General features: G+C 62.7%; 19 protein-coding genes and 1 tRNA gene. 13 read left to right on the forward strand and 7 right to left on the reverse strand.

Annotated features, from left to right (window positions below; all coding sequences use genetic code 11):
• Window positions 1-268 precede the first annotated feature (268 nt).
• Together JG743_RS24040 and JG743_RS24045 are read left to right on the forward strand one after the other, a co-directional pair.
• The gene (locus tag JG743_RS24040) at window positions 269-850 is read left to right on the forward strand and encodes a LabA-like NYN domain-containing protein (RefSeq protein WP_202293201.1); all 582 of its coding nucleotides are present in this window, start codon (window positions 269-271) and stop codon (window positions 848-850) included.
• Complete coding sequence (locus JG743_RS24045) at window positions 847-1518, forward strand: uracil-DNA glycosylase (protein WP_202293202.1); 672 nt, start codon at window positions 847-849, stop codon at window positions 1516-1518. The genes JG743_RS24040 and JG743_RS24045 overlap by 4 nt, the downstream gene beginning before the upstream one ends.
• Here JG743_RS24045 and JG743_RS24050 read toward each other — a convergent pair.
• The 3 genes from JG743_RS24050 to dapA form a co-directional block, all read right to left on the reverse strand.
• Window positions 1487-2233: a glycoside hydrolase family 25 protein gene (locus JG743_RS24050; RefSeq protein ID WP_202293203.1), complete on the reverse strand. Its 747-nt coding sequence runs from the start codon at window positions 2231-2233 to the stop codon at window positions 1487-1489. The two genes, JG743_RS24045 and JG743_RS24050, sit on opposite strands and share 32 nt — an antisense overlap.
• Window positions 2234-2392: 159 nt before the next feature.
• Window positions 2393-2872 (reverse strand): SsrA-binding protein SmpB, encoded by a 480-nt coding sequence (smpB, locus tag JG743_RS24055; RefSeq protein ID WP_202293204.1) that lies wholly within the window; start codon window positions 2870-2872, stop codon window positions 2393-2395.
• Between the two features lie 25 nt (window positions 2873-2897).
• Window positions 2898-3779, reverse strand: coding sequence for a 4-hydroxy-tetrahydrodipicolinate synthase (dapA, locus tag JG743_RS24060; RefSeq protein WP_202293205.1), 882 nt, complete (start codon window positions 3777-3779; stop codon window positions 2898-2900).
• 409 nt (window positions 3780-4188) lie between these two features.
• Between dapA and JG743_RS24065 the strand changes: the two genes are divergently transcribed.
• Complete coding sequence (locus JG743_RS24065; protein ID WP_202302921.1) at window positions 4189-6228, forward strand: lytic transglycosylase domain-containing protein; 2040 nt, start codon at window positions 4189-4191, stop codon at window positions 6226-6228.
• A 316-nt stretch (window positions 6229-6544) separates the two neighbouring features.
• Window positions 6545-7438, forward strand: a complete 894-nt coding sequence (locus JG743_RS24070; protein WP_202293206.1) for an alpha/beta fold hydrolase — start codon at window positions 6545-6547, stop codon at window positions 7436-7438.
• A gap of 159 nt (window positions 7439-7597) precedes the next feature.
• Here JG743_RS24070 and JG743_RS24075 read toward each other — a convergent pair whose 3' ends face one another.
• The 3 genes from JG743_RS24075 to JG743_RS24085 form a co-directional block, all read right to left on the reverse strand.
• Window positions 7598-8683 (reverse strand): tyrosine-type recombinase/integrase, encoded by a 1086-nt coding sequence (locus JG743_RS24075; protein WP_202293207.1) that lies wholly within the window; start codon window positions 8681-8683, stop codon window positions 7598-7600.
• Between the two features lie 245 nt (window positions 8684-8928).
• The gene (locus JG743_RS24080) at window positions 8929-10005 is read right to left on the reverse strand and encodes a porin (protein WP_202293208.1); all 1077 of its coding nucleotides are present in this window, start codon (window positions 10003-10005) and stop codon (window positions 8929-8931) included.
• A gap of 242 nt (window positions 10006-10247) precedes the next feature.
• Window positions 10248-10338 (reverse strand) — tRNA-Ser (locus JG743_RS24085).
• Window positions 10339-10789: 451 nt separating this feature from the next.
• Here JG743_RS24085 and JG743_RS24090 point away from each other — a divergent pair.
• Complete coding sequence (locus JG743_RS24090; protein ID WP_202293209.1) at window positions 10790-11941, forward strand: porin; 1152 nt, start codon at window positions 10790-10792, stop codon at window positions 11939-11941.
• Between the two features lie 320 nt (window positions 11942-12261).
• On the opposite strand, the gene JG743_RS24095 is transcribed toward JG743_RS24090, so the two are convergent.
• Window positions 12262-13938: a tetratricopeptide repeat-containing sulfotransferase family protein gene (locus tag JG743_RS24095; RefSeq protein WP_202293210.1), complete on the reverse strand. Its 1677-nt coding sequence runs from the start codon at window positions 13936-13938 to the stop codon at window positions 12262-12264.
• 261 nt (window positions 13939-14199) lie between these two features.
• On the opposite strand from JG743_RS24095, the gene JG743_RS24100 reads away from it, so the two are divergent.
• The 8 genes from JG743_RS24100 to JG743_RS24135 all read left to right on the forward strand — a co-directional run bounded on the left by JG743_RS24100 (window position 14200) and on the right by JG743_RS24135 (window position 21297).
• Window positions 14200-15312, forward strand: coding sequence for a pyridoxal phosphate-dependent aminotransferase (locus JG743_RS24100; RefSeq protein ID WP_202293211.1), 1113 nt, complete (start codon window positions 14200-14202; stop codon window positions 15310-15312).
• A gap of 120 nt (window positions 15313-15432) precedes the next feature.
• Window positions 15433-15717: an acylphosphatase gene (locus JG743_RS24105; protein ID WP_202293213.1), complete on the forward strand. Its 285-nt coding sequence runs from the start codon at window positions 15433-15435 to the stop codon at window positions 15715-15717.
• Window positions 15718-15788: 71 nt separating this feature from the next.
• Window positions 15789-16436 carry a TetR/AcrR family transcriptional regulator gene (locus JG743_RS24110; RefSeq protein WP_202293215.1) on the forward strand — a complete coding sequence of 216 codons (648 nt, stop codon included), beginning with the start codon at window positions 15789-15791 and terminating at the stop codon, window positions 16434-16436.
• A gap of 51 nt (window positions 16437-16487) precedes the next feature.
• On the forward strand, window positions 16488-17651 hold the full coding sequence (locus JG743_RS24115; RefSeq protein ID WP_202293217.1) for an isovaleryl-CoA dehydrogenase: 1164 nt from the start codon (window positions 16488-16490) through the stop codon (window positions 17649-17651).
• Between the two features lie 175 nt (window positions 17652-17826).
• On the forward strand, window positions 17827-18651 hold the full coding sequence (locus JG743_RS24120) for a DUF1444 family protein (RefSeq protein ID WP_202293219.1): 825 nt from the start codon (window positions 17827-17829) through the stop codon (window positions 18649-18651).
• Window positions 18652-18660: 9 nt separating this feature from the next.
• Window positions 18661-20268 (forward strand): carboxyl transferase domain-containing protein, encoded by a 1608-nt coding sequence (locus tag JG743_RS24125; RefSeq protein WP_202293221.1) that lies wholly within the window; start codon window positions 18661-18663, stop codon window positions 20266-20268.
• 1 nt (window position 20269) lies between these two features.
• Window positions 20270-20800, forward strand: coding sequence for an O-acetyl-ADP-ribose deacetylase (locus tag JG743_RS24130; protein ID WP_202293223.1), 531 nt, complete (start codon window positions 20270-20272; stop codon window positions 20798-20800).
• A 248-nt stretch (window positions 20801-21048) separates the two neighbouring features.
• Window positions 21049-21297, forward strand: a complete 249-nt coding sequence (locus JG743_RS24135; RefSeq protein ID WP_342215666.1) for a hypothetical protein — start codon at window positions 21049-21051, stop codon at window positions 21295-21297.
• Window positions 21298-21310: the final 13 nt, after the last annotated feature.

The raw sequence follows: 21310 nt of genomic DNA on the forward strand, positions 1-21310 counted from the left end.
GGCGCGGTCCATAACCTGAACGCCGCCAAAACACAAGCTTCTTGGCAAGGCGGGTGCGGCTCCACGGGTTATCCCGGCTCGGTGCGGGACAAGACCCGCGACGATGGCACCGCCGATCACAATTGCTTGCGAGGCGCCGACACTGCTTGGATTGCCGTAAAACTGGCGCTATCTCGGATGATACAGGCCGTATGGTCCTTTATGGGGCCGCGGGCATGGTCGCCGACGCATTTAGACGACCGCCTATTTTGAAAAAGGACATTTTTCCATGTTCGACCCTCGTGAGAAAATCGCTCTTTTCATCGACGGCGCCAATCTCTACGCCACCTCGCGAGCGCTTGGTTTCGACATCGACTATCGCAAGCTTCTGTCGAGCTTCCAGAAGCGCGGCTATCTGCTGCGCGCCTACTACTACACCGCGCTGGTCGAGGATCAGGAATATTCCTCGATCCGGCCGCTGATCGACTGGCTCGACTATAACGGCTTCAAGGTGGTGACCAAGCCGGCCAAGGAGTTCACCGACTCGACGGGCCGCCGCAAGATCAAGGGCAATATGGACATCGAGCTGACCGTCGATGCGCTCGAACTCGCCGACGTCGTCGACCACTATGTGATCTTCTCCGGCGACGGCGATTTCCGCACGCTGGTCGAGGCGCTGCAGCGGCGCGGTCGCAAGGTCTCGATCGTCTCCACCATGGCCTCGCAGCCGCCGATGATCTCGGACGATCTGCGCCGGCAGGCCGACCACTTCATCGACCTGATGAGCTTGAAGAACGAAGTCGGCCGAGATCCGTCCGAGCGGCCGGTGCGCCGGCCCGAGCCGGCCGAGGCCGACGAGGGCGACTATTGACTGCGGCGGCCCAGGTGGCCGCGCCCTCCCCTGAACCCAGCCGCGACTGCCCGCTCTGCCCGCGGCTGCATGATTTCATCGCCGACTGGCGGCGGCGCGAGCCGTCCTGGTTCAACGCGCCGGTGCCGACCTTCGTGCCGCCGGAAGGCGAAGACGCGGTGCGGCTGCTCATCGTCGGGCTGGCGCCCGGGCTGCGCGGTGCCAACCGCACCGGGCGGCCGTTCACCGGCGACTATGCCGGCGACCTGCTCTACGGCACGCTGATCGCGCAGGGTCTTGCGCGCGGTGAATTCAAAGCAAGGCCCGACGACGGGCTGGAGCTGGTGCAGACCGCCATCACCAATGCCGTGCGTTGCGTGCCGCCGGAGAACAAACCGGTGGGCGGTGAGATCGCCACCTGCAGGAGCTTCCTGGTGCCGACGATCGGGCGCTTTCCCAATCTGCGCGCCGTGCTGGCGCTGGGCTCGATCGCGCATCAGTCTACCGTGCGGGCGCTTGGGCAACGCGTCGCCGCCTATCCATTCCGCCATGGCGGACGGCAGCAGGCCGGCGGCATCACGCTGTTCTCAAGCTATCACTGCTCGCGCTACAACACCAATACGGGCGTGCTGACGGAAGCAATGTTCGTCAACGTCTTCAAGGAGATCGCGGCGTTTCTGCAGGAATAGAATCGGGAGCCGTCGCCGCGAACAACTCGGCCAACTTCTCCGGCCCGCCCTTGAGCACGTTGAGATCGACATCGCCTTCGATGCCGTCGACGCGGCCCCGATTGTGGTACTGCCAGTAGATCCAGTCGTCCTCGCCGGGCAGCATCGCCAGCGAGCGCAGCCAGCGCGGGCGAGCGGCGATATGCGCCGAATAGGCCTCGGCCGCCTCGTCGGTCAGATAGACGATCGCCGGTTTGCCGAAGGCCGCCTCGACCGGGCCAAGGAATGCCCCGAGCTCGGCGCTCAATTGCTCGGGCGACGGGCGCTGCGGGCAGTTGCCTCCGAATTCGATGTCGACCACCGGCGGCAACAGCGGCTCGCCGCGCGGCACCACCGAGATGAAATTCCTCGCCTGGTCGGCGCCCGGCCGGCAGAAGGTGAAGAAGTGGTAGGCGCCGACCGCCAGGCCCGCCGCCCGCGCCTCGCGCAGGTTGGCGGCAAAGGCATCGTCGACATGATCACCGCCCTCGGTCGCCTTGATGACGGCGAAAGCGACATCGTCGGCGGCGACACGCCGCCAGTCGATCCGGCCTTGGTGGTGGGAGACGTCGATGCCGCGGACCGGGAACCGGCCGCGGTCGGGCGAGAAAGTGTGGAAATAGATGAGCCCGCCCACGACGACGACGCACGCCAGAACAAGGCAGGCCAAGGTCCAGAGGACGATCCGCTTCTTCAAGACTATCCCCGCTGTCTGCTCCGCGTTTCCGGAAGCTGAAGGCCGACTGTAGGCTTTTTTCAGGCCGCCGCCGGATGGCCTGCCCTACGCTATGGCTCCGGGCGTTCGTCGCTCGAAAAGCCAAATCGTTGGCTTTTCGTCCGCTACGCGGACCACTCCTCACCCACGTTGCTTGAGCAGCCGGCCCTTCTCGCGCGACCAGTCGCGCTGCTTCTCGGTCTCGCGCTTGTCGTGCAGCTTCTTGCCGCGAGCGATCGCAAGCAAAAGCTTGGCGCGGCCGCGATCGTTGAAATAGATCTTAAGGGGCACCAGCGTCATGCCTTCGCGATCGACGCTCTGCGACAGTTTCGCCATCTCGCGCTTGGACAGCAGAAGCTTGCGGCGCCGGCGCGGCTCATGGTTGAAGCGGTTGGCCTGCAGATATTCCGGCAGATAGGAATTGATCAGCCAGATCTCGCCACCCTCGGCCGACGCGTAGGATTCCTGGATGTTGGCCTGGCCCTGGCGCAGCGACTTGACCTCGGTGCCGGTCAGCACCAGGCCGGCCTCGACCGTGTCGAGCACCTCATAGGAGAACCGCGCCTTGCGGTTCTCCGCAACGGTCCTGTTGTTGGGATCGGCTTTCTTGACTTGATTCATAATGCGGAGAGGTGGCGCCTCATCCTCAGTTTATCAAGCCGGCGTGCTTCATCGCCTGGTCGATCTTTTCGGCGGTCGAGGCCTCGATCGTGACCAGCGGCGAGCGGACGACATTCTCGACCTTGCCAAGCTTGGACAGCGCGTATTTGGCGCCGCACAGGCCTGGCTCAACGAAGATCGCCTTGTGCAGCGGCAGCAGGCGGTCCTGCAATTCGAGCGCCTGGGCGCTGTCGCCGGACAGCGTCGCTTCCTGGAACTCCGAGCAGAGACGCGGCGCGACGTTCGAGGTCACCGAGATGCAGCCGACGCCGCCATGCGCGTTGAAGCCCAGCGCCGAGGCATCCTCGCCGGAAAGCTGGATGAAGTCCTTGCCGCAGGTGGCGCGCTGTTCGGAGACCCGCTCGACCTTGCCGGTGGCATCCTTGACGCCGACGATGTTCTTGAAGTCGTGCGCCAGCCGACCCATCGTCTCGGGCATCATGTCGATGACCGAGCGCGGCGGGATGTTGTAGATGATGATCGGCAGCTTGGTCGCGCGGGCGACGGCTGCGAAATGCTCATAGAGCCCGCGCTGCGTCGGCTTGTTGTAATATGGCGTGACGACGAGGGCCGCATCGGCGCCGGCCTTCTCGGCAAACTGCACCAGGCCTACCGCCTCTTCGGTGTTGTTGGAGCCGGCGCCGGCAACGACCGGAGCGCGACCCTTGGCGACCTCGATGCAGACCTTGACCACCTGGCGATGCTCGTCATGCGACAGCGTCGGCGACTCGCCGGTGGTGCCTACCGGAACCAGCCCCTTGGTGCCTTCGGCGAGCTGCCATTCGATGAACGCGCGAAAGGCTTTCTCGTCGAAACGCCCGCTCTTGTCGAACGGTGTAACGAGCGCGGTCAGCGAGCCTCTCAGCATATCGTCCAAACTCCTTGGGACTTCGTTGGTTTATGCACGTCGTTGTTCCCAAAACCGGTATCCACTTTTGGGCGACATGCGTTGTTGGTCTATGCATGTCGTTACCCCAAAACCGGTATCCACTTTTGGGCGACATGCATTGTTGGTCTATGCATGTCGTCACCCCAAAACCGGTATCCGCTTTTGGGCGACATGCATCGGTCGGTCTATCGTGCGCGCCTTCTAGCCGAAAGCGAAGCCGCGCACCATAGTCTCGACACTGTTCAGCGGCAAGCATTGCAATGGTGCCAGCAAGGGCAATTCGAACGACCTCGATAACCTTTTGTTTACGGGCTTTTCACGACCTGCGCTTAGCTTCGAGGCGCCTTGCCCTGCTGGTAGTGTGCACGAACAGGAAATGACGAAACCCATGTCAGGCCGGCGGCCACGTCTTTTCGCGCTTCTCGGCACAACTCTTGTGCTGATGCCGGCCGCGGCTATCGGCGGCGTCGACGTGCAGACGACGTCGGCCGTTCCGATACCCCCTTTGGCCTACCAGGGCCGGCCGGACGCACCCGCGTCGCCTTCGACGGATGTTGCCCTTTTGAAGAGCGGCCTCGACAGGCTGGCTGCCAACGACATTACCGGCGCGCGCCAGGTGCGCGAGGCGCTGCCAGCCAATTCGCTCGACCGCCACATCCTGGCCTGGGCGATCGCGCTCTATGGTGGCGACCAGGTTCCGAGCGGCGATATCGCCGACGCCGCGCAGATGCTGCCGAACTGGCCGGGCACGATCGCCCTGCGCAAGAACAGCGAGCGCGCGCTTTACCGCGAGAACCCCTCGCCGCAGGTCGTGGTGCAGGCGTTCAAGGGCAGCCAGCCGCTGACCCCGGAAGGGGTGATCATCCTTGCCCGCTCCTATGTCGCGCTGGGCAACGCCAATGCGGCGCGCTCGGTGCTGTCGCCCTTCTGGCGCACGGAAAGACTGGAAGCCAAGGACGAGGCGACCATCATCAAGGAGTTCGGCGCGCTGATTCCTGCCGCCGATCATCGCTTCCGCATGGAGCGCATGTTCTATGCCGATCGGCCGTCCTCGGCGCTGCGCGTGGCCGCACTTGCCGGCGCCCAGCCGTTGGCCGATGCCTGGGCGGCGGCTGGCCGCGGCGACAAGAACGCGGCCAAGCTGCTCAAGGCCGTTCCCGCCGCGCAGCGCCAGGCCGGCTATTTCTTTGCCGAGGCCGAGTATCTGCGCAAGCTGCAGAAGTTTGCCGACGCCGCCGCTGTCGTGATGAAGGCGCCGACCGATCGCGAGGCACTGGTCGATCCCGACGCCTGGTGGGTGGAGCGCCGGGTGCTGTCGCGCGAACTCGTCGACCAGGGCGACATGAAGACGGCCTACAAAATCGTCTCCATGCACGCGGCCGAAAGCCCGGCCAGCGCCGCCGAAGCCGAGTTCCACGCCGGCTGGTATGCGCTGCGCGGCCTCAACGACCCGGCCGCCGCAGCCACACACTTCGCACGCATCGCCGACCTCGCGCAGGGGCCGGTGTCGCTGTCGCGCGCCTATTACTGGCTCGGCCGCGCGGCGGAAGTCGGCGGCCCGGGCGACTCGAAGCAGTACTTCACTCGCGCCGCCGCGTTTGGCACGACGTTCTACGGCCAGCTCGCCGGCGAGCGCGTGGGCTTGCGGACCCTCAACATCGTCTATCCGCAGCCGAGCGCGGCAGACCGGCAGAATTTTGCCGGCCGCGAGGCCGTCAGCGCCATCAAGCGGCTGCAGGAGGCCGGCTATGACCGCTACGCCGAGACGCTCTATCGCGACCTTGCCGGGCAGTTGACCAGCCCGGGGGAACTGGCGCTGCTTGCAGTGCTCGCCGAAAAGCAGGGCAACCATTTCATGGCGCTGAAGGTCGGCAAGATCGCCGCCCAGCGCGGCATCGATGTCGGCGCGCTGTCGCACCCGCTTGGCGTCATCCCCGACACCGCCAATATTTCCGGTTCCGGCAAGGCGCTGGCCTACGCGATTGCCCGCCAGGAAAGCGAGTTCAATGTCGGCGCCGTCTCCAGCGCCGGCGCGCGCGGGCTGCTGCAATTGATGCCGGGCACCGCCAGGCAATTGGCGAAGAAGGCCGGCCTGACGTTCTCGCAGACGCGGCTGACCAGCGATGCAGGCTACAATGCGACGCTGGGCGCCGCCTTCCTCGGCGAGCAGCTCGACCGCTTCAGCGGATCCTACGTGCTGACCTTCGCCGGCTACAATGCCGGCCCCAACCGCGCCGCCCAATGGGTGGCCAAGTATGGCGACCCGCGCGGCAAGGACGTGGACGCCGTCGTCGACTGGGTCGAGCGGATTCCCTACACGGAAACAAGAAGCTACGTGCAGCGCGTGATGGAGAATTACGAGGTCTACAAGATGCGTATTTCGGGGAAGTACGACATCGTCGGAGATCTGGTGAACGGGCGGAGCTGAGCGTGCCCGTTTTGGCATGACAATTTCGTTCGATCGAGTTCCGTCACACCCCCCTCTCGCCTGCCGGCCATCTCCCCCGCAAGGAGGGAGATCAAATGTCACCACGACTTTCGCCAATCTTCAACGTCGCAAAATGGGCGGAGCGGCCGAGTTGCCAATCTCCCCCCTTGCGGGGAGATGTCCGGCAGGACAGAGGGGGGGGTGCTGTCCCGCCATCTCTCAAAATTTCCCAGCCGACGCCCTACCGATTTGACCGCCCCTGCCCTCGCCTGTAGCACTCGCGGACGATCCGACAACGGCAAGGAATCGAGCCCGCATGCCAAACCACGAGGGGTTTTCCGACTTCTTCTATGACGCGCCGGATGGGCTCAGGCTCCACGCCCGACTCTATGCCGCGACCGATTCCGGCCGTTGGCCGGTCGTCTGCCTGCCCGGCCTCACCCGCAATGCGCGCGACTTCCACGAATTGGCGCTGCAGCTGTCGAGACAGGCCGGGCGCAAGGTTGTCGCGTTCGATTATCGCGGGCGCGGGCAATCGGACTATGACCCCGATATCAGCCACTACACCGTCGGCGTCGAGGCCGGCGATGTCCTGGCCGGGTTGGCGGCACTGGACATTGAGGGCGCGGGGTTCATCGGCACCTCGCGCGGCGGGCTGATCACCCATGTGCTCGGCGCGATGGCACCGTCCATGCTGAAGTCGGTCGTGCTCAACGACATCGGGCCGGTGATCGAGGCCTCGGGCCTCGCCCATATCCGCACCTATCTCGATGGCGCGCCGAAACCGAAGACATTCGCCGAGGCGCTCGGCGCCCAGCGCGGCGTGCATGGCTCGGATTTTCCGGCGCTGACCGACGCGGATTGGGAACGGATGGTCTCGGCGCTCTATCGCCAGACCGGAGTGGGACTGGTGCCGGATTTCGACCCGAGGCTGGTGGACACGCTGGCAGGTCTCGACCTCAGCAAGCCGCTGCCCGATCTGTGGCCGCAATTCGAGACGCTGACGGCGATGCCTCTGCTTGCCATACGCGGGGCCAACTCGAGCCTGCTGTCAGCGGCAACGCTTGCGGAGATGCAAAGGCGCCATCCCGGCATGGAAGCAATCACGGTCGAGGGCCAAGGCCATGCGCCGTTCCTCGAAACCGGCACGTTGCCTGTCGCCATCGCCGCGTTCCTGGATCGCGCGGAGCGGAAAATTCAAAAGAAGTAATCCTAAGCTCAAAATCGGCGGCTGAGCTATTGCAACAGTATAGAAGCCATTAGAACGGCAATCGCTTGAGGAAAATGGCGGCGACCGATTCCGAACGTCGGCGCCGCCCCTCATCCGCCTTCGGCACCTTCACCCCGTGAACGGGGAGAAGGACTCAAGCTAGTTGGCCTTGGAGCTTTTCCCGCGTGCCTTGACCGCAGCTTTCGTCGTGCCCGCTTGGCTCTTCGGCTTGCGCGCCGGCTTTGAGGATGTGGGCGTGGTCACGGGAGAGGAAAACATGGAGTTTTCCGCGCCTTTCGCCGCCCCGTCGCAGCGCGGCGTTTCCAGCACGAAAACGCAGCCGTCGAGATCGTTGGTGGCAAGATGCGCATAGCGCATGGTCATCGACAGTGTCTGGTGGCCGAGCCACATCTGCACGCGTCTGATGTCTATGCCGCCCTGGACGAGCCGCGAGGCGCAAGTATGGCGCAATATGTGCGGCACCACCTGGTCGTCGGCGGCAAGGCCGACCTCGGCCTTCGCCTCGTTCCAGATGGCGCGGAATTGCGCCTGGCTGAATGTGGTGAAGGGCCCCTTGGGGAGGCGTCCCTCGGTGACCGGCAGCTTGACCACTTCCTTGACGCGAGCGGTCATCGGAATGGTGCGGCTGCGGCCGGACTTGGTGATCCAAAAGGAGACGCGATGCTCCTGGATGTCGTTCCAGATCAGGCCGAGCGCCTCGCCGAGGCGGCAGCCGGTGTCGACAAGAAAGACCGAGAGCCGGTAAGCGTCTTCGCTGCGGCTCCTGATGGCCGCGAACAGCCTCGCCTCTTCGTCCTTTTCGAGGAAACGAATCCGTCCCGCCCGTTCCTTCTGGCGGCGGAATTCGGGCAGGCTATGGATATCCCCCATCTTGTGAGCCTTGCGCAGCAGTTTGCTAAGGGCAGCCATCTTGCGATTGATGGTTGCGTTGCTGTTGCCGCGCTGGCGCAAGGTTCCGATAAGGTTGTCCAGGGTGCCCTGGTCAAAAGCGCTGAAACGCTCCCCGAGGAGAATCTCATCGATTTCGCCGATGAAAGAGCTGACATTGTATTTATGTCGCCCATCATCCCAGAGTATATCCCGATATGCTGAAAACAGCTCTCCGACCCGGTACGACTTTACTTCTCTTATCTTGTTGTAGCTGTATTTTATTTTTGCAGTCTGAGAAGAAAATATCGCGAAATGGTCAGAGGGCATTCCCTCTTGAATCGCTTCGTTCGTCATTTTTTTAGCCACACCCCCGAGTGGATAGGCGACACCTATCCGCTTGGAAGCGTCCTTTCAAGAGCTTATGTCAGACAAAACGATTCCATCCGCCATGACGGCGGATCCCACGAAACCGTTCCGCAGACTTCAGTTCAGCTACCGAACCCCCTTCTTTCCTTCAGTTCACCCGACCCAGTCACGAAAACAAAACAGCCCGGGCGTTTAAACGCCCGGGCTGGATTTCACCTGTGGACAACCAGCCCTTAGAACGAGCGCTGGAAGCGGAGGATACCGCCGACGCCGTCGTCGCTGACGTGCCAGTCGCTGTCGTCCTTGTTGAAGTAGTCGACTTCGGCCGTGACCGTGAAGCCGGGGACGATGTCGTAAGCGACGTTGGCGGCGAGACCGAAGGTCTTGCCATCGTCATACGACGCCTGCACGTTGAACGAGGCCTTCTCGTTGAACTTGTAGCTGGCGCCACCCCAGACCGCCCAGCTGCCGTCCCAAAGCTTGAAGAAGCTGTGGCCGGTGTTCGGATCGACAAAGTCGGAGTCGCTTCCGTAGCCGCCCATCACGAACAGCGAGATTGCGTCGTTGACGGTAACGTCCAAGCGAGCCTTACCAGCCCACGATTCGTAGTTGCTGTCGTAACCAACGACGCCGCTGATGGCGCCCCAGCCCTGCGTGTACTTCACGCCGCCGACGATATGCGGAACATAGCTGTCGATCGTATTGACGCCAGCGCCGTCTTCGAGCGAGACCACGGCCGAGAAGCCATTGCCGGCGTCGAAGTAGTACTGGATGACGTTCGTGTCGAATTCGCCGTAGGGGACGATGGTATCGTCGATGACGTTGCCGGCATAGCCGTTGAACGTGTTGAAGGCCGATTCGTCCTTACCGACGCGGAAGCCACCGAGCTGGATCCAGGCGAAGTTCAGCGACGTCGAGCTGCCGGCGTCGTCATGGTAACCGTCCTTGAAGTTGAAACGGGTCTCGGTGAAGGTCTTCAAGGTGCCGAGCTCGGTTTCCTGGCCGGTCCAGGTCTTCAGCGTGAAGCGGGCCTGCTTGTGGTAGGTGTCGTTGGTGCCGTCACCCAAAACGTCGTCCACATCCTGGTGACCTTCGCGATCGCCAATGCCGATGTCGTAGCGGACAAAGCCGCCGATGCGCAGGCAGGTTTCGGTGCCGGGGATGTAGAAGTAGCCCGAGCCGTAGACGTCGCAGATCTTGACGTATTCAGCCGGTTCCGGCTCGGCGACGACGACGGCGTCGGCGGCGCGCGCACCGGAAACTGCGATCAGGGCCGCAGCTGAGCCGAGAAGAAGGCTCTTGATGTTCATTTTCTGACCTCCAGTCAGAATCGAACGAAATGTCGGATTTGGAAGCGGCTGCTCCACCGATAATTATTTGATATTGTTATTTTTTTCGAACAAAATCGCGAGAGGGCTTCGGCACCCGCCCCGGTGCGCCGACGCAGCTGCTGCGACAGACGAAGCGGCATCAAGTGCGCCGCAACGAGCTACGCCGAGTCTGGATTGCAAGGGATTCGCCAGGCTTGTTCTGCGCGCAACGCGAAGCACGATGGCGGAGAGGATGGGATTCGAACCCACGAGAAGCTTTTGACCTCTACTCCCTTAGCAGGGGAGCGCCTTCGACCACTCGGCCACCTCTCCGTTGCGCCGCTGGATAAAGAAAAGCGCCGGCACAATCAACAAGCTGGCCGCATTATCGCGGAAAAATCGGCGCTTCGCCGCGCCGCCGCCCCGCCATGCGGCGATTCTGCGGCGATTCCCTGGCTCGCGACTCGGCATGCATGCCGCAATTCAGTCGGCTCACCGCCGGATTCGCCCCGATTGCAAGGGGCGTGGGAGCCTCGAAGGTTAACGAGAGCTTTCTGAGTGAGGCCAAATCGTGTCATTTGTGCAACAACGCTCAGGGATAGCGCCCGGACAGCCCGTTTGCCGGTACGATCGTGGTTGAACGCCGCCGCCTCATGGGTAATGTCGGGTTTGAAGGAGCGGCGCGGTGCGCATCTTTTTCGGTAGTGGGGATGGGGCAGGGAACGCTGTCCTTCAGCAAAGAATACCCAGACCCGTTTTTTAACTTTTGACTGGAGGTCAGAAAATGAACATCAAGAGCCTTCTTCTCGGCTCAGCTGCGGCCCTGATCGCAGTTTCCGGTGCGCGCGCCGCCGACGCCGTCGTCGTCGCCGAGCCGGAACCGGCTGAATACGTCAAGATCTGCGACGTCTACGGCTCGGGCTACTTCTACATCCCCGGCACCGAAACCTGCCTGCGCATCGGCGGCTATGTCCGCTACGACATCGGCCTCGGTGACGTCGGCTCGTTCGACGGCGCGAAGTCGTTCGACCACGAGGATGGTGATGAGCAGGATACCTGGTACAAGAACGCCCGCTTCACGCTGAAGACCTGGACCGGCCAGGAAACCGAGCTCGGCACCTTGAAGACCTACACCGAGACCCGCTTCAACTTCGGCAACCGCAACAATTATGGCCTCACCACCGACGAAGGCGGTCCCGGCAATCCCGCCTTCAACAAAGGCGTGTCGCTGAACTTCGCCTGGATCCAGCTCGGTGGCCTCCGCGTCGGTAAGGACGAATCGGCCTTCAACACGTTCATCGGCTACGCCGGCAACGTCATCCAGGATACGCTGGTTCCCTATGGCGATTTCGACACCAACGTCATCCAGTACTACTTCGACGCCGGCAACGGCTTCTCCGCCGTCCTCTCGCTCGAAGAAGGTTCGGGCGTCATCGGCACGATCGACAGCTACGTTCCGCATGTCGTCGGCGGTCTGAAGTGGACGCAGGGCTGGGGCGCCATCAGTGGTGTCGTTGCTTACGACAGCAACTACGAGGAAGTGGCCGGCAAGGTCCGCTTGGACGTGAACGCCACCGACGCGATCTCGCTGTTCATCATGGCCGGCTACGGCACCGACGACAACCTCAGCGACCCGACCTGGGCCATCCCGGCCGGTGGCCGCGGCTACTACAAGCAGTGGAGCGGCAACTGGGCAGTGTGGGGCGGCGGCACCTACAAGTTCAACGAGAAGACCTCGTTCAACATTCAGGCGTCGACTGACGAGGGCAAGAACGTCGGTGTTGCTGCGAACGTCGCTTACGACATCGTTCCCGGCTTCACGGTCACGGCCGAAGTTGACTACTTCCATCTCGGTGACGACACCGTCTCCAACTGGACCAACGCCGACAAGAAGAACAGCGTCGGCGGTCTCCTCCGCTTCCAGCGCTCGTTCTAATCAGCAGCGTCTGACTGAAATCGAACCCGGCGGGCAACCGCCGGGTTTTTTCGTTTCGGGAACGGCTCGCTGGTTCGATTTCCAGAGCTAGAGCGGTTCAACTTTTCACAGAATCGCCGACCCGCTCTAAGTATTTGTTTTTACGCAATTCCGGACGGAAAACCGCTGCGCACTTTTCCTGGAATTGCTTTAAGGCAAGCGCGCGCTAAAGCTGCCTTGCGACGAAGGCAGGTCGAGATGCATTTCAGAAGAGTTTCGCCGATGAGCAACTTCGAAGGACGTACGGCGAATGAAAAGTGGTCCCGGCCCTGCCGCACTGCTCAGGTTGCCGCGAGATCGCCCAACGCGTCGATCAATGGCTGGATTTTGTTGCCATAGTTCTTCCAACGTTGGACCGACGAGGTGTAGATCGGTTGCCGAACCTGCCAGCGGCTGAGGGTTCTGACAGATCCCTCCTTTTCGAAGAAACGAAGACACGCGTCGTCCCAGGTCAAGCCAAGGTGGCCTATCAGGCGGCGCGATTGCCCCTCCTGATCCGAAATGAGATCTTCATAGCGATTTTCAAAAATCCGCCCGGGCAGAACCGCCTGCCAATGACGCATGAGGCGATCATACTCGCGGTAATACAGACCGAGGCTTTTGAGATCGTAGCTGTAGCTGTGGCCCTGCTGCAGGCTTGAAATGAAACACGAAACGCAATTGTCGATGGCGTCACGCCTGCAATGAATAATTCGAGCATTCGGGAAAAGAATCGCGATCAGCCCGATCAGCTCGAAATTATGAGGCATCTTGTCGACGATTCGCGGTGCGGTCGAGGTGTACAGAGCCAGATTGGCAAGATAGTCCTTGGCCAGCGCGTGCGACTGCTGCATGGTCAGCGATCGAATGGGTTGTCCAAAGGCGTCCGCCGAGCCCAGCTTCAGACCGTTGGCGGCAGCGATCCGCCCCAGTTTGGTCAGTTCGCCTGCCCCGTGTACATCCGGATGGCTTGAGCAGATTTGTTCCGTCAGGGTTGTGCCTGAACGTGGCATCCCCACAACGAACACTGGGGCTTCGGACGGGTCGCCACAACCTACCTTGGCGGCCAACAGCTTCGGATCGAAGAGCTCAATCAGAGCGTCGATCCGCTTGCGATGGGAATCGATGTCGAAGTCGCGGACCTTGAACGTTCTGGCCCTCAGGAAATGGTCCATTGCCTTGTCGTAATGCCGAAGGTCGTTGAAAACCTTTCCCGCGGCAAAGTTAAGTTCATGCGCCTCGTGCGCCGAAATCGCGGAACTGCCCAGTTCGTCGAGGATTGATGCGAGTTCGGGCGGCTCGGAGGAAAATTTTCGGGTGCCCACGAGAACGCTGTAGGAATCAGCCACGGCAACGCGCCGGGCAATATTTTCTTTCAAGTAGATCGCTGCCTCGTCCATCCGTCCCAGGTTGATGAGAGTCCGCGCCGCGCCGATTCGAGCGAGGGAGTGATCTCTCTCGATTTCAAGCGCCTTGTCATAGGCAGGCAGGGCCAGCTCGCCCTTGTCAAACTTTCCATAGGCCTGTCCCAGGCTGCAATGCGCCTCCACCAAATCGGGCTTCAATTCGCAGGCCCGCTGCAAATGCCTGACCGCCGGCGGGTAGTCGCCAACCTTCAACCAGGCTTCACCCAGACTAAGCTGATAGTATGGATTATTCGGCGCCTGGGCTGCCGCTCGAGAGAAATATTCGATCGCCAATTCGTCGTCGAAACCCAGTCCAAGCGTGCCGAGAATATACAAAGCAAGCGGGTGTTCGGGCGTTCTTGCCAGAACGCGATGACAGAGTTCCTCGGCCTCCGGCAGCCGCTCCGCCTTCTGCAGTTCGAGCGCTTGCCTCAACAGCATGTCGTCGGCCTGCGCTCGCGATGGGCCGGCCTGCGTCTTGGCTTTCGGCAGTGGAACCTTCGGCGGTGCTGCCCTAACCGAGGGTTGGGTTTTCAGGTGCTTGGCCCAGGCGGGCGGCAATCGGTTATTCATCCTGTCTCGCTAGCAAAACGAGGTGGGAGAATCCAGCCTTTGGACGGATCAAGGCCGCTGGCGAAAATCCACAAACCTTCCGTACAGGCGCCCGCCCGGCCGCCAGGTCATGCCGCCCCACAGAAACGCACGAGTGCTGGGTGACTGTTCGATCTGTCCCTCAGGGATTCCCCGTTCGCTCTGTCCTCCAGTCCCGCAACAAACTTGCGCGACCTACCTGTCCACGCTAGCAAGAGACCCCTTTCAACCGAGCCTCTTGCCATGCGCCAGCGCCCTCCCCTCACCTCGCTCATCGCCGCGCTTCCCTCGACGGTGCCGTTTGTCGGCCCAGAGGCGCAGGAGCGTGACCGCGGGCGCGCCTTTCGCGCCCGCATCGGCGCCAATGAGAGCAGCTTCGGGCCCTCGCCGCGTGTCATTGCCCGCATGGCCGCGATCGCCGGCGACATGTGGATGTATTGCGACCCCGACAATTTTGACCTCAAGCAGGCCGCGGCAGCGCATCTCGGCGTCGGCGCCGACAATGTGGTGGTCGGCGAAGGCATAGACGGACTGCTCAGCCTGGTGGCGCGCATGTATGTGGCGCCGGGCGACGCGGTGGTTACCTCGCTTGGCGCCTACCCGACCTTCAATTTCCATGTCGCCGGCGTCGGCGGAAGGCTGGTCGCGGTGCCTTACGAGAACGACCGGGAAAGCCTCGACGCCCTGCTCGCGGCAGTGGTCAGGGAAAAGGCGCCGCTGGTCTATCTTTCCAACCCCGACAATCCGATGGGCAGCTGGTGGGAGGCAGCCGAGATCATCCGCTTCATCGAGGCGCTGCCCGAGACCACCATGCTGGTGCTCGACGAGGCCTATGGCGAGCTTGGGCCAGCCTCGGCGCTGCCGCCGATCGACGTGTCCCGCCCGAACGTCATCCGCATGCGCACCTTCTCAAAGGCCTATGGGCTGGCCGGCATACGCTGCGGCTACGCGGTGGCCGAGCCGCAGGTGATCCGCGACTTCGAGAAGATCCGCAACCATTACGGCGTCAGCCGCATGGCGCAGATCGCCGGTGTCGAGGCGCTGGCCGACCAGGCCTTCCTGGACAGCGTGGTGGCGCGCGTCGCCGCCGGCCGGCGGCGCATAGCCGAGATCGCCGAGACCAACGGGCTGAGGCCCCTGCCCTCGGCGACCAACTTCGTCACCATCGACTGCGGCGGTAACGGTGCCTTCGCGCTCAAGGTGCTGCAGGGGCTTTTGTCGCGCGACGTGTTCATCCGCAAGCCGATGGCACCAGGGCTCGACCGCTGCGTAAGGGTCAGCGTCGGGCTCGACCACGAGCTCGACATCTTCGCCGAGGAACTGCCCGGCGCGCTGGCGGCTGCAAGAGGGAACTGACAGCGGCTCGGGCGCCTATCTTCCGGGCGCCGACCCCACCTCCATCAAATCGTGGCAATATCCCCTCAAGCCGGTTGCTTTCGCTCGATCCCGCGCCAGACTCTGTGCAGGGAGCGAGTCATGACCAACCAGCAAAGAGCAGTGCGGGCCCGCATCCATGGCAGGGTGCAAGGCGTCAGCTACAGGGTCTGGACGCGGAGCGAAGCCATGCAGCTCGGCCTCGCCGGCTGGGTGCGCAACGAGAGCGACGGCACGGTGACGGCCATGCTGGCCGGGACCGACGCAGCGGTTTCGACCATGATCGACCGTTTGTGGCAGGGGCCGAGGGGCGCCGTGGTCTTGAAGGTCGAGACCGAGCGATTGGAACCGCACAGCCTACCCGCCGACTTCCGGATAATCGTCTAGTCGCGGCCGTTTCACCCCCCCCCTTGAATTAATTGAACGTTTGTTTTATTAGTTCGACCCAGGGAGCGACCATGGCGCGCACGACAGGTTCCGACGGGGAAAAGACCGAAGCGGCCGTCCGCGAGGCGGCGGTCAGCCTGATCGCGCGCCTCGGCTACGAGGCGATGTCGATGCGTCTGCTGGCGGCGGAAGTCGGCGTGCAGGCCGCCGCGCTCTATCGCTATTTCCCAACCAAGGAAGACCTGCTGTTCACGCTGATGCGCGAGCATATGGAAGGGCTGCTGCAGGCCTGGGACGCGGCGCGTCCGGCCGGCGCCGATCCGGTGGCGCGGCTTGCCGCCTATGTCGAAAACCATATCGCCTTCCATATTGAACGCCGCCACGCCACGCATGTCTCGAACATGGAGCTGCGCAGCCTTTCGCACGACCGACTGACGCTGATCCTCAAGCAGCGTACGGCTTACGAGAAGGAACTGCGCGCCATCCTGCGCGACGGCGCCGAGGATGGCGTATTTGCGATCGACGACATCGGGCTCACCGCCATGGCGCTGATCCAGATGATGACCGGCGTCATCGTCTGGTTCCGGCCGGGCGAGCGGCTGTCGATCGACGAAGTCACCGCGTCATATCTGTCGATGACAATGCGCCTGGTCGGCGCGACAATCAGCCATGGCACCGCGCGCCCGTCGGGGCGCGCCAGGGACGCCGTGGCACTCTGAGTTCACGCATGATCCCGGGCGAAGACCGGGACATGGGCAGGGAGGAGCGGCATGTACACGAATACGTTGAGCTTCGGACTCGATCCGGACATCGAGGCGTTGCGCGACCTTGTGCGGCGTTTCGCGCAGGAGAAGATCGCGCCGATCGCGGCCGAGATCGACCGCGCCAATGAATTCCCGGCGCATCTGTGGGCCGAGCTCGGCGCGCTCGGCCTGCTCGGCATCACCGCCGATCCGGAATTCGGCGGCAGCGGCATGGGCTATCTCGCCCACGTCGTGGCGGTCGAGGAGATCTCGCGCGCCTCGGCCTCGGTCGGCCTGTCCTACGGGGCGCATTCCAACCTGTGCGTCAACCAGATCAACCGCTGGGCAACGCCGGCGCAGAAGGAGAAATACCTCCCTGCACTCTGCTCGGGCGAGAAGGTCGGCGCGCTGGCGATGTCGGAATCGGGTGCCGGCTCCGATGTCGTGTCGCTCCGGCTGCGCGCCGAAAAGCGCAACGACCGCTATGTGCTCAACGGTTCCAAGATGTGGATCACCAACGGCCCGGACGCCGAGACGCTGGTGGTCTATGCCAAGACCGACCCGGATCGCCATTCGCGCGGCATCACCGCCTTCATCATCGAGAAGAGCTTTGCCGGTTTCTCGGTGGCGCAAAAGCTCGACAAGCTCGGCATGCGCGGCTCCAACACCGGTGAACTGGTGTTCGAGGATGTCGAGGTGCCGTTCGAGAACGTGCTGCACGAGGAAGGGCGCGGCGTCGAGGTGCTGATGTCGGGCCTCGACTACGAGCGCGCGGTGCTGGCCGGCGGCCCGATCGGGCTGATGGCGGCCTGCCTGGACGTGGCGATCCCCTACGTGCACGAGCGCAAGCAGTTCGGCCAGCCGATCGGCACCTTCCAGCTGGTGCAGGGCAAGCTCGCCGACATGTACGCGACGATGAACGCCGCGCGCGCTTACGTCTATGCCGTTGCCGCCGCCTGCGACCGTGGCGAGACTACGCGCAAGGACGCCGCCGGCTGCGTGCTGTTCGCGGCCGAGAAGGCGACGCAGATGGCGCTCGACGCCATCCAGCTGCTCGGCGGCAACGGCTACATCAATGACTATCCGACCGGGCGGCTCTTGCGCGACGCCAAGCTCTACGAGATCGGCGCCGGCACCAGCGAAATCCGCCGCTGGTTGATCGGGCGCGAGATCATGGCGGAGGGGGCGTGATGCCCGCCAAGATGATGCAGGCGCGTGCCGGACGTACCCAAGGACTGCGGATTTCTTGACACATCAAACACCTATCTCATGGGGGGCTGTGGTTTTGCGAGTATTGAAAGACAAGCAGGGGCGATAGATGGTTCCGTCATCGGCGCATCTAGTCACAAGGCGGGGGATATTTGCGGTGGCTTTGTTTTCCACAATTGCGGGCCTTCTCGGGCGCGCCAAAGCACAGAAGCGGCGCTTCTCTAATGTTGCGGAATTCAGAGATCTCGTAATCGCCGCACTCAAACGGCACCCGGGTGTCGATAGCGCTACTGCAGACCCATCGGATCCCGCAAAGATCGATGCAAAAATCGGCGGCGTGGAAGTGACGCCCGACGTCACAAATGTGTTCGGCTACTTGAACTCATATCCCGACGAGGACGCCGATGCGGCCATAGACAGACTTGTCCGAGGCCTTACCGAAACGCGAACCAAGGCGAGCGAAGAAAATCTCATCGCAGTGATCCGGACCCAGCAATATGTCGAGCACCTCAAATCGATGGGTTTGGATTTGTTGTATGAACCGCTGGTTGGTGAAATTGCGGTCGTCTACATGGCCGACCTTCCGGATTCGGTATCGCCCGTGGCACCGAAGGATTTCCCGGGCCGGGCGCTCGCGGATTTGCGCACTGTCGCGCTGGACAATGTAAGGAAATGGCTTCCCAAAATTGTTTCCGACGGCGAAGCCGCGGTAGCCTGCCTGTACTTTGTCGATGGCAATACTATGTTGTCCACGAGCTTGATCCTTATTGACGAGTTCTGGCTGTCGATCAAACCTCAGTTTCCTGGCGATGTTTTGTTCGCGCTGTCACGTCGAGATCAGCTGTTCGTCTTCGACGCGGGCAATCCACAAGCCCAAAGCGCCGCCAGGCAGATGATCGACGTCACATTCAAGGACGGTTTCAATCTGCTGTCCGACAAGATTTTCGAACGTCGCAACGGCAAACTCCTGGCGCAGGTATAGAGCCCACCGATGGCCACATTGCAAACCCAAATCTCCCCCGCCTCCGACACCTTCCGCGCCAATGCCGAGCGCATGCGGGCGCTGGTCGCCGACATCGCGGAGAAGGCGGCGAACGTAGAGCGCGGCGGCTCCGACGAGGCGCGTGAGCGCCACCAGGGCCGCGGCAAGCTGTTGCCGCGCGAGCGCCTTGCCCAGCTACTCGACACCGGCTCGCCCTTCCTCGAGATCGGCCAGTTCGCTGCATGGTCGATGTATGGCGAGGACATTCCCGCCGCCGGCATCATCATCGGCATCGGCCGCGTCGAGGGCACGGAGGTGATGGTCGTCGTCAACGACGCCACGGTGAAGGGCGGCACCTACTACCCGCTGACGGTGAAGAAGCATCTGCGCGCACAGGAGATCGCACTGCAGAACAATCTGCCCTGCGTCTATCTGGTCGACAGCGGCGGCGCCAACCTGCCCAACCAGGACGAGGTGTTTCCCGACCGCGAGCATTTCGGCCGCATCTTCTACAACCAGGCAAACATGTCGGCGGCTGGCATCCCGCAGATCGCCTGCGTCATGGGTTCTTGCACGGCGGGCGGCGCCTATGTGCCGGCGATGTCGGACGAGACGATCATGGTGCGCAACCAGGCGACCATCTTCCTCGGCGGCCCGCCGCTGGTGAAGGCCGCCACCGGCGAGGATGTCAGCGCCGAGGAGCTCGGCGGCGCCGATGTCCATACCAGGCTTTCCGGCGTCGCCGACCACTACGCGATGGACGACGAGCATGCGCTGGCCATTTGCCGGCGCATCATCAGGAATTTGAATCGGAACAAGGCGGTAAGACTGAACTTACAGAAACCGATTCCGCCGCTTCATGACCCGCATGAACTCTACGGCATCGTGCCGACGGACCTGCGCCAGCCCTATGACGTGCGCGAGGTGATCGCGCGCGTCGTCGACGGCTCGGAGTTCGACGAGTTCAAGCAGAATTACGGCACCACGCTGGTCACGGGCTTTGCCCATCTGCACGGCATGCCGGTCGGCATCATCGGCAACAATGGCGTGCTGTTCTCGGAAAGCGCGCTGAAGGGCGCGCATTTCATCGAGCTCTGCTGCCAGCGCGGCATTCCTCTGGTCTTCCTGCAGAACATCACCGGCTTCATGGTGGGCAAGAAGTACGAAGCCGGCGGCATAGCCAAGGATGGCGCCAAGCTGGTGATGGCGGTCGCCACCGCCAAGGTGCCGAAGGTGACCATGATCATCGGCGGCTCGTTCGGCGCCGGCAATTACGGCATGTGCGGGCGGGCCTATTCGCCCCGCTTCCTGTGGATGTGGCCCAACGCGCGCATCTCGGTGATGGGCGGCGAGCAGGCGGCGACGGTGCTTGCCATGGTCAAGCGCGAGGGCATCGAGCGCAAGGGCGGCGAATGGAGCGCCGAAGAGGAAGCCAAATTCAGGAAGCCGATCCTGATGAAATACGAACATGAGGGCCACCCGCTCTATTCGTCGGCAAGGCTCTGGGACGACGGCATCATCGATCCGGCAAAGACGCGCGAGGTGCTGGCGCTCAGCCTTTCCGCCGCGCTCAATGCCGGGATCGAGGAGACGCGCTTCGGCGTGTTCAGGATGTGAGATGAGCGACACCGGCGACAGGATCCGCATCCATACCGGCGACATCACCAGGCTGGCGGTCGACGCCATCGTCAACGCCGCCAATTCGTCGTTGCTCGGCGGCGGCGGTGTCGACGGCGCCATCCATCGCGCGGCCGGACCCGAGCTGGTCGCCGAGTGCCGTACGCTCAACGGCTGCAAGACCGGCGATGCCAAGCTGACCAAGGGCTACCGGCTGCCGACACGCTACGTCATCCACACGGTCGGACCGGTCTGGCAGGGCGGCGGCAAGGGCGAAGCCGAGCTGCTCGCGTCCTGCTACCGGCGCTCGCTTGAAATCGCCGCCGGCAAGGGTTGCCGGACGGTGGCGTTTCCGGCGATCTCGACCGGCATCTACGGCTATCCGAAAGACGAGGCGACCAGGATTGCTGTCGGCACCGTAGATGCCTTGCTGGGCCAGACAACGGTACCGGAAATCGTCACCTTTTGCTGCTTTGACGAGCAAATGGCGGAACTATACCGTCAGGCCGTTGCTGCCCTAGGGGAAGGCTGAACTGATGGACCAACGGTTTCGTCAGCATAGGCAGGTGGCAATTTTGGCCGTGGAACTAGCGGCGACCAAAGATATTGGCTATTGCTCACTCTGCATTGGGCAATGGGCATGGGGTCAAAATGAAACCGAACTATCTTCGACGGACGACTGTTTCGATACTTGCAGGATTGCTTATATGCGCTGCAGCCGGGGCCGGCGCGGCGCAATCGCTGGCCGGGAAGGTCGGCGACAAACGATTCTCTCCGTATTTGCCGGGCAGCGCGAAGGACGAATGCACCAGGGCCTACAAGGACTATGTGGCTGCAAGTGGCCATTCGGCCTATGCGACGACCTTCTATTCGCGCGTCGTCGACCTCTACATCATCTGCGGCTCGGGGCTGAACGCTCCCTCGCAAAAGGCCGCGGAAGAGCGGGCGCTGCGATCCTGCCAGGCGGGCTTGAAGAGGTGGAAGGTCAGGACCGCGAGCGGCGGCTGCGAAATCGCGGCTTCGAAGTAGGTCGGACCGTGCA

It is taken from the genome of Mesorhizobium sp. 131-2-1 (genome assembly GCF_016756535.1).
Taxonomy (GTDB): Bacteria; Pseudomonadota; Alphaproteobacteria; order Rhizobiales; family Rhizobiaceae; genus Mesorhizobium.

What these genes read in the sequence shown, in the direction of transcription:
- JG743_RS24040 (WP_202293201.1), top strand. Translation starts at nt 269, where the DNA reads ATGTTCGACCCTCGTGAGAAAATCGCTCTTTTCATCGACGGCGCCAAT.
- smpB (WP_202293204.1), bottom strand. Translation starts at nt 2,872, where the DNA reads ATGAATCAAGTCAAGAAAGCCGATCCCAACAACAGGACCGTTGCGGAG.
- dapA (WP_202293205.1), bottom strand. Translation starts at nt 3,779, where the DNA reads ATGCTGAGAGGCTCGCTGACCGCGCTCGTTACACCGTTCGACAAGAGC.
- JG743_RS24065 (WP_202302921.1), top strand. Translation starts at nt 4,189, where the DNA reads ATGTCAGGCCGGCGGCCACGTCTTTTCGCGCTTCTCGGCACAACTCTT.
- JG743_RS24070 (WP_202293206.1), top strand. Translation starts at nt 6,545, where the DNA reads ATGCCAAACCACGAGGGGTTTTCCGACTTCTTCTATGACGCGCCGGAT.
- JG743_RS24075 (WP_202293207.1), bottom strand. Translation starts at nt 8,683, where the DNA reads ATGACGAACGAAGCGATTCAAGAGGGAATGCCCTCTGACCATTTCGCG.
- JG743_RS24080 (WP_202293208.1), bottom strand. Translation starts at nt 10,005, where the DNA reads ATGAACATCAAGAGCCTTCTTCTCGGCTCAGCTGCGGCCCTGATCGCA.
- JG743_RS24090 (WP_202293209.1), top strand. Translation starts at nt 10,790, where the DNA reads ATGAACATCAAGAGCCTTCTTCTCGGCTCAGCTGCGGCCCTGATCGCA.
- JG743_RS24095 (WP_202293210.1), bottom strand. Translation starts at nt 13,938, where the DNA reads ATGAATAACCGATTGCCGCCCGCCTGGGCCAAGCACCTGAAAACCCAA.
- JG743_RS24100 (WP_202293211.1), top strand. Translation starts at nt 14,200, where the DNA reads ATGCGCCAGCGCCCTCCCCTCACCTCGCTCATCGCCGCGCTTCCCTCG.
- JG743_RS24105 (WP_202293213.1), top strand. Translation starts at nt 15,433, where the DNA reads ATGACCAACCAGCAAAGAGCAGTGCGGGCCCGCATCCATGGCAGGGTG.
- JG743_RS24110 (WP_202293215.1), top strand. Translation starts at nt 15,789, where the DNA reads ATGGCGCGCACGACAGGTTCCGACGGGGAAAAGACCGAAGCGGCCGTC.
- JG743_RS24115 (WP_202293217.1), top strand. Translation starts at nt 16,488, where the DNA reads ATGTACACGAATACGTTGAGCTTCGGACTCGATCCGGACATCGAGGCG.
- JG743_RS24125 (WP_202293221.1), top strand. Translation starts at nt 18,661, where the DNA reads ATGGCCACATTGCAAACCCAAATCTCCCCCGCCTCCGACACCTTCCGC.
- JG743_RS24130 (WP_202293223.1), top strand. Translation starts at nt 20,270, where the DNA reads ATGAGCGACACCGGCGACAGGATCCGCATCCATACCGGCGACATCACC.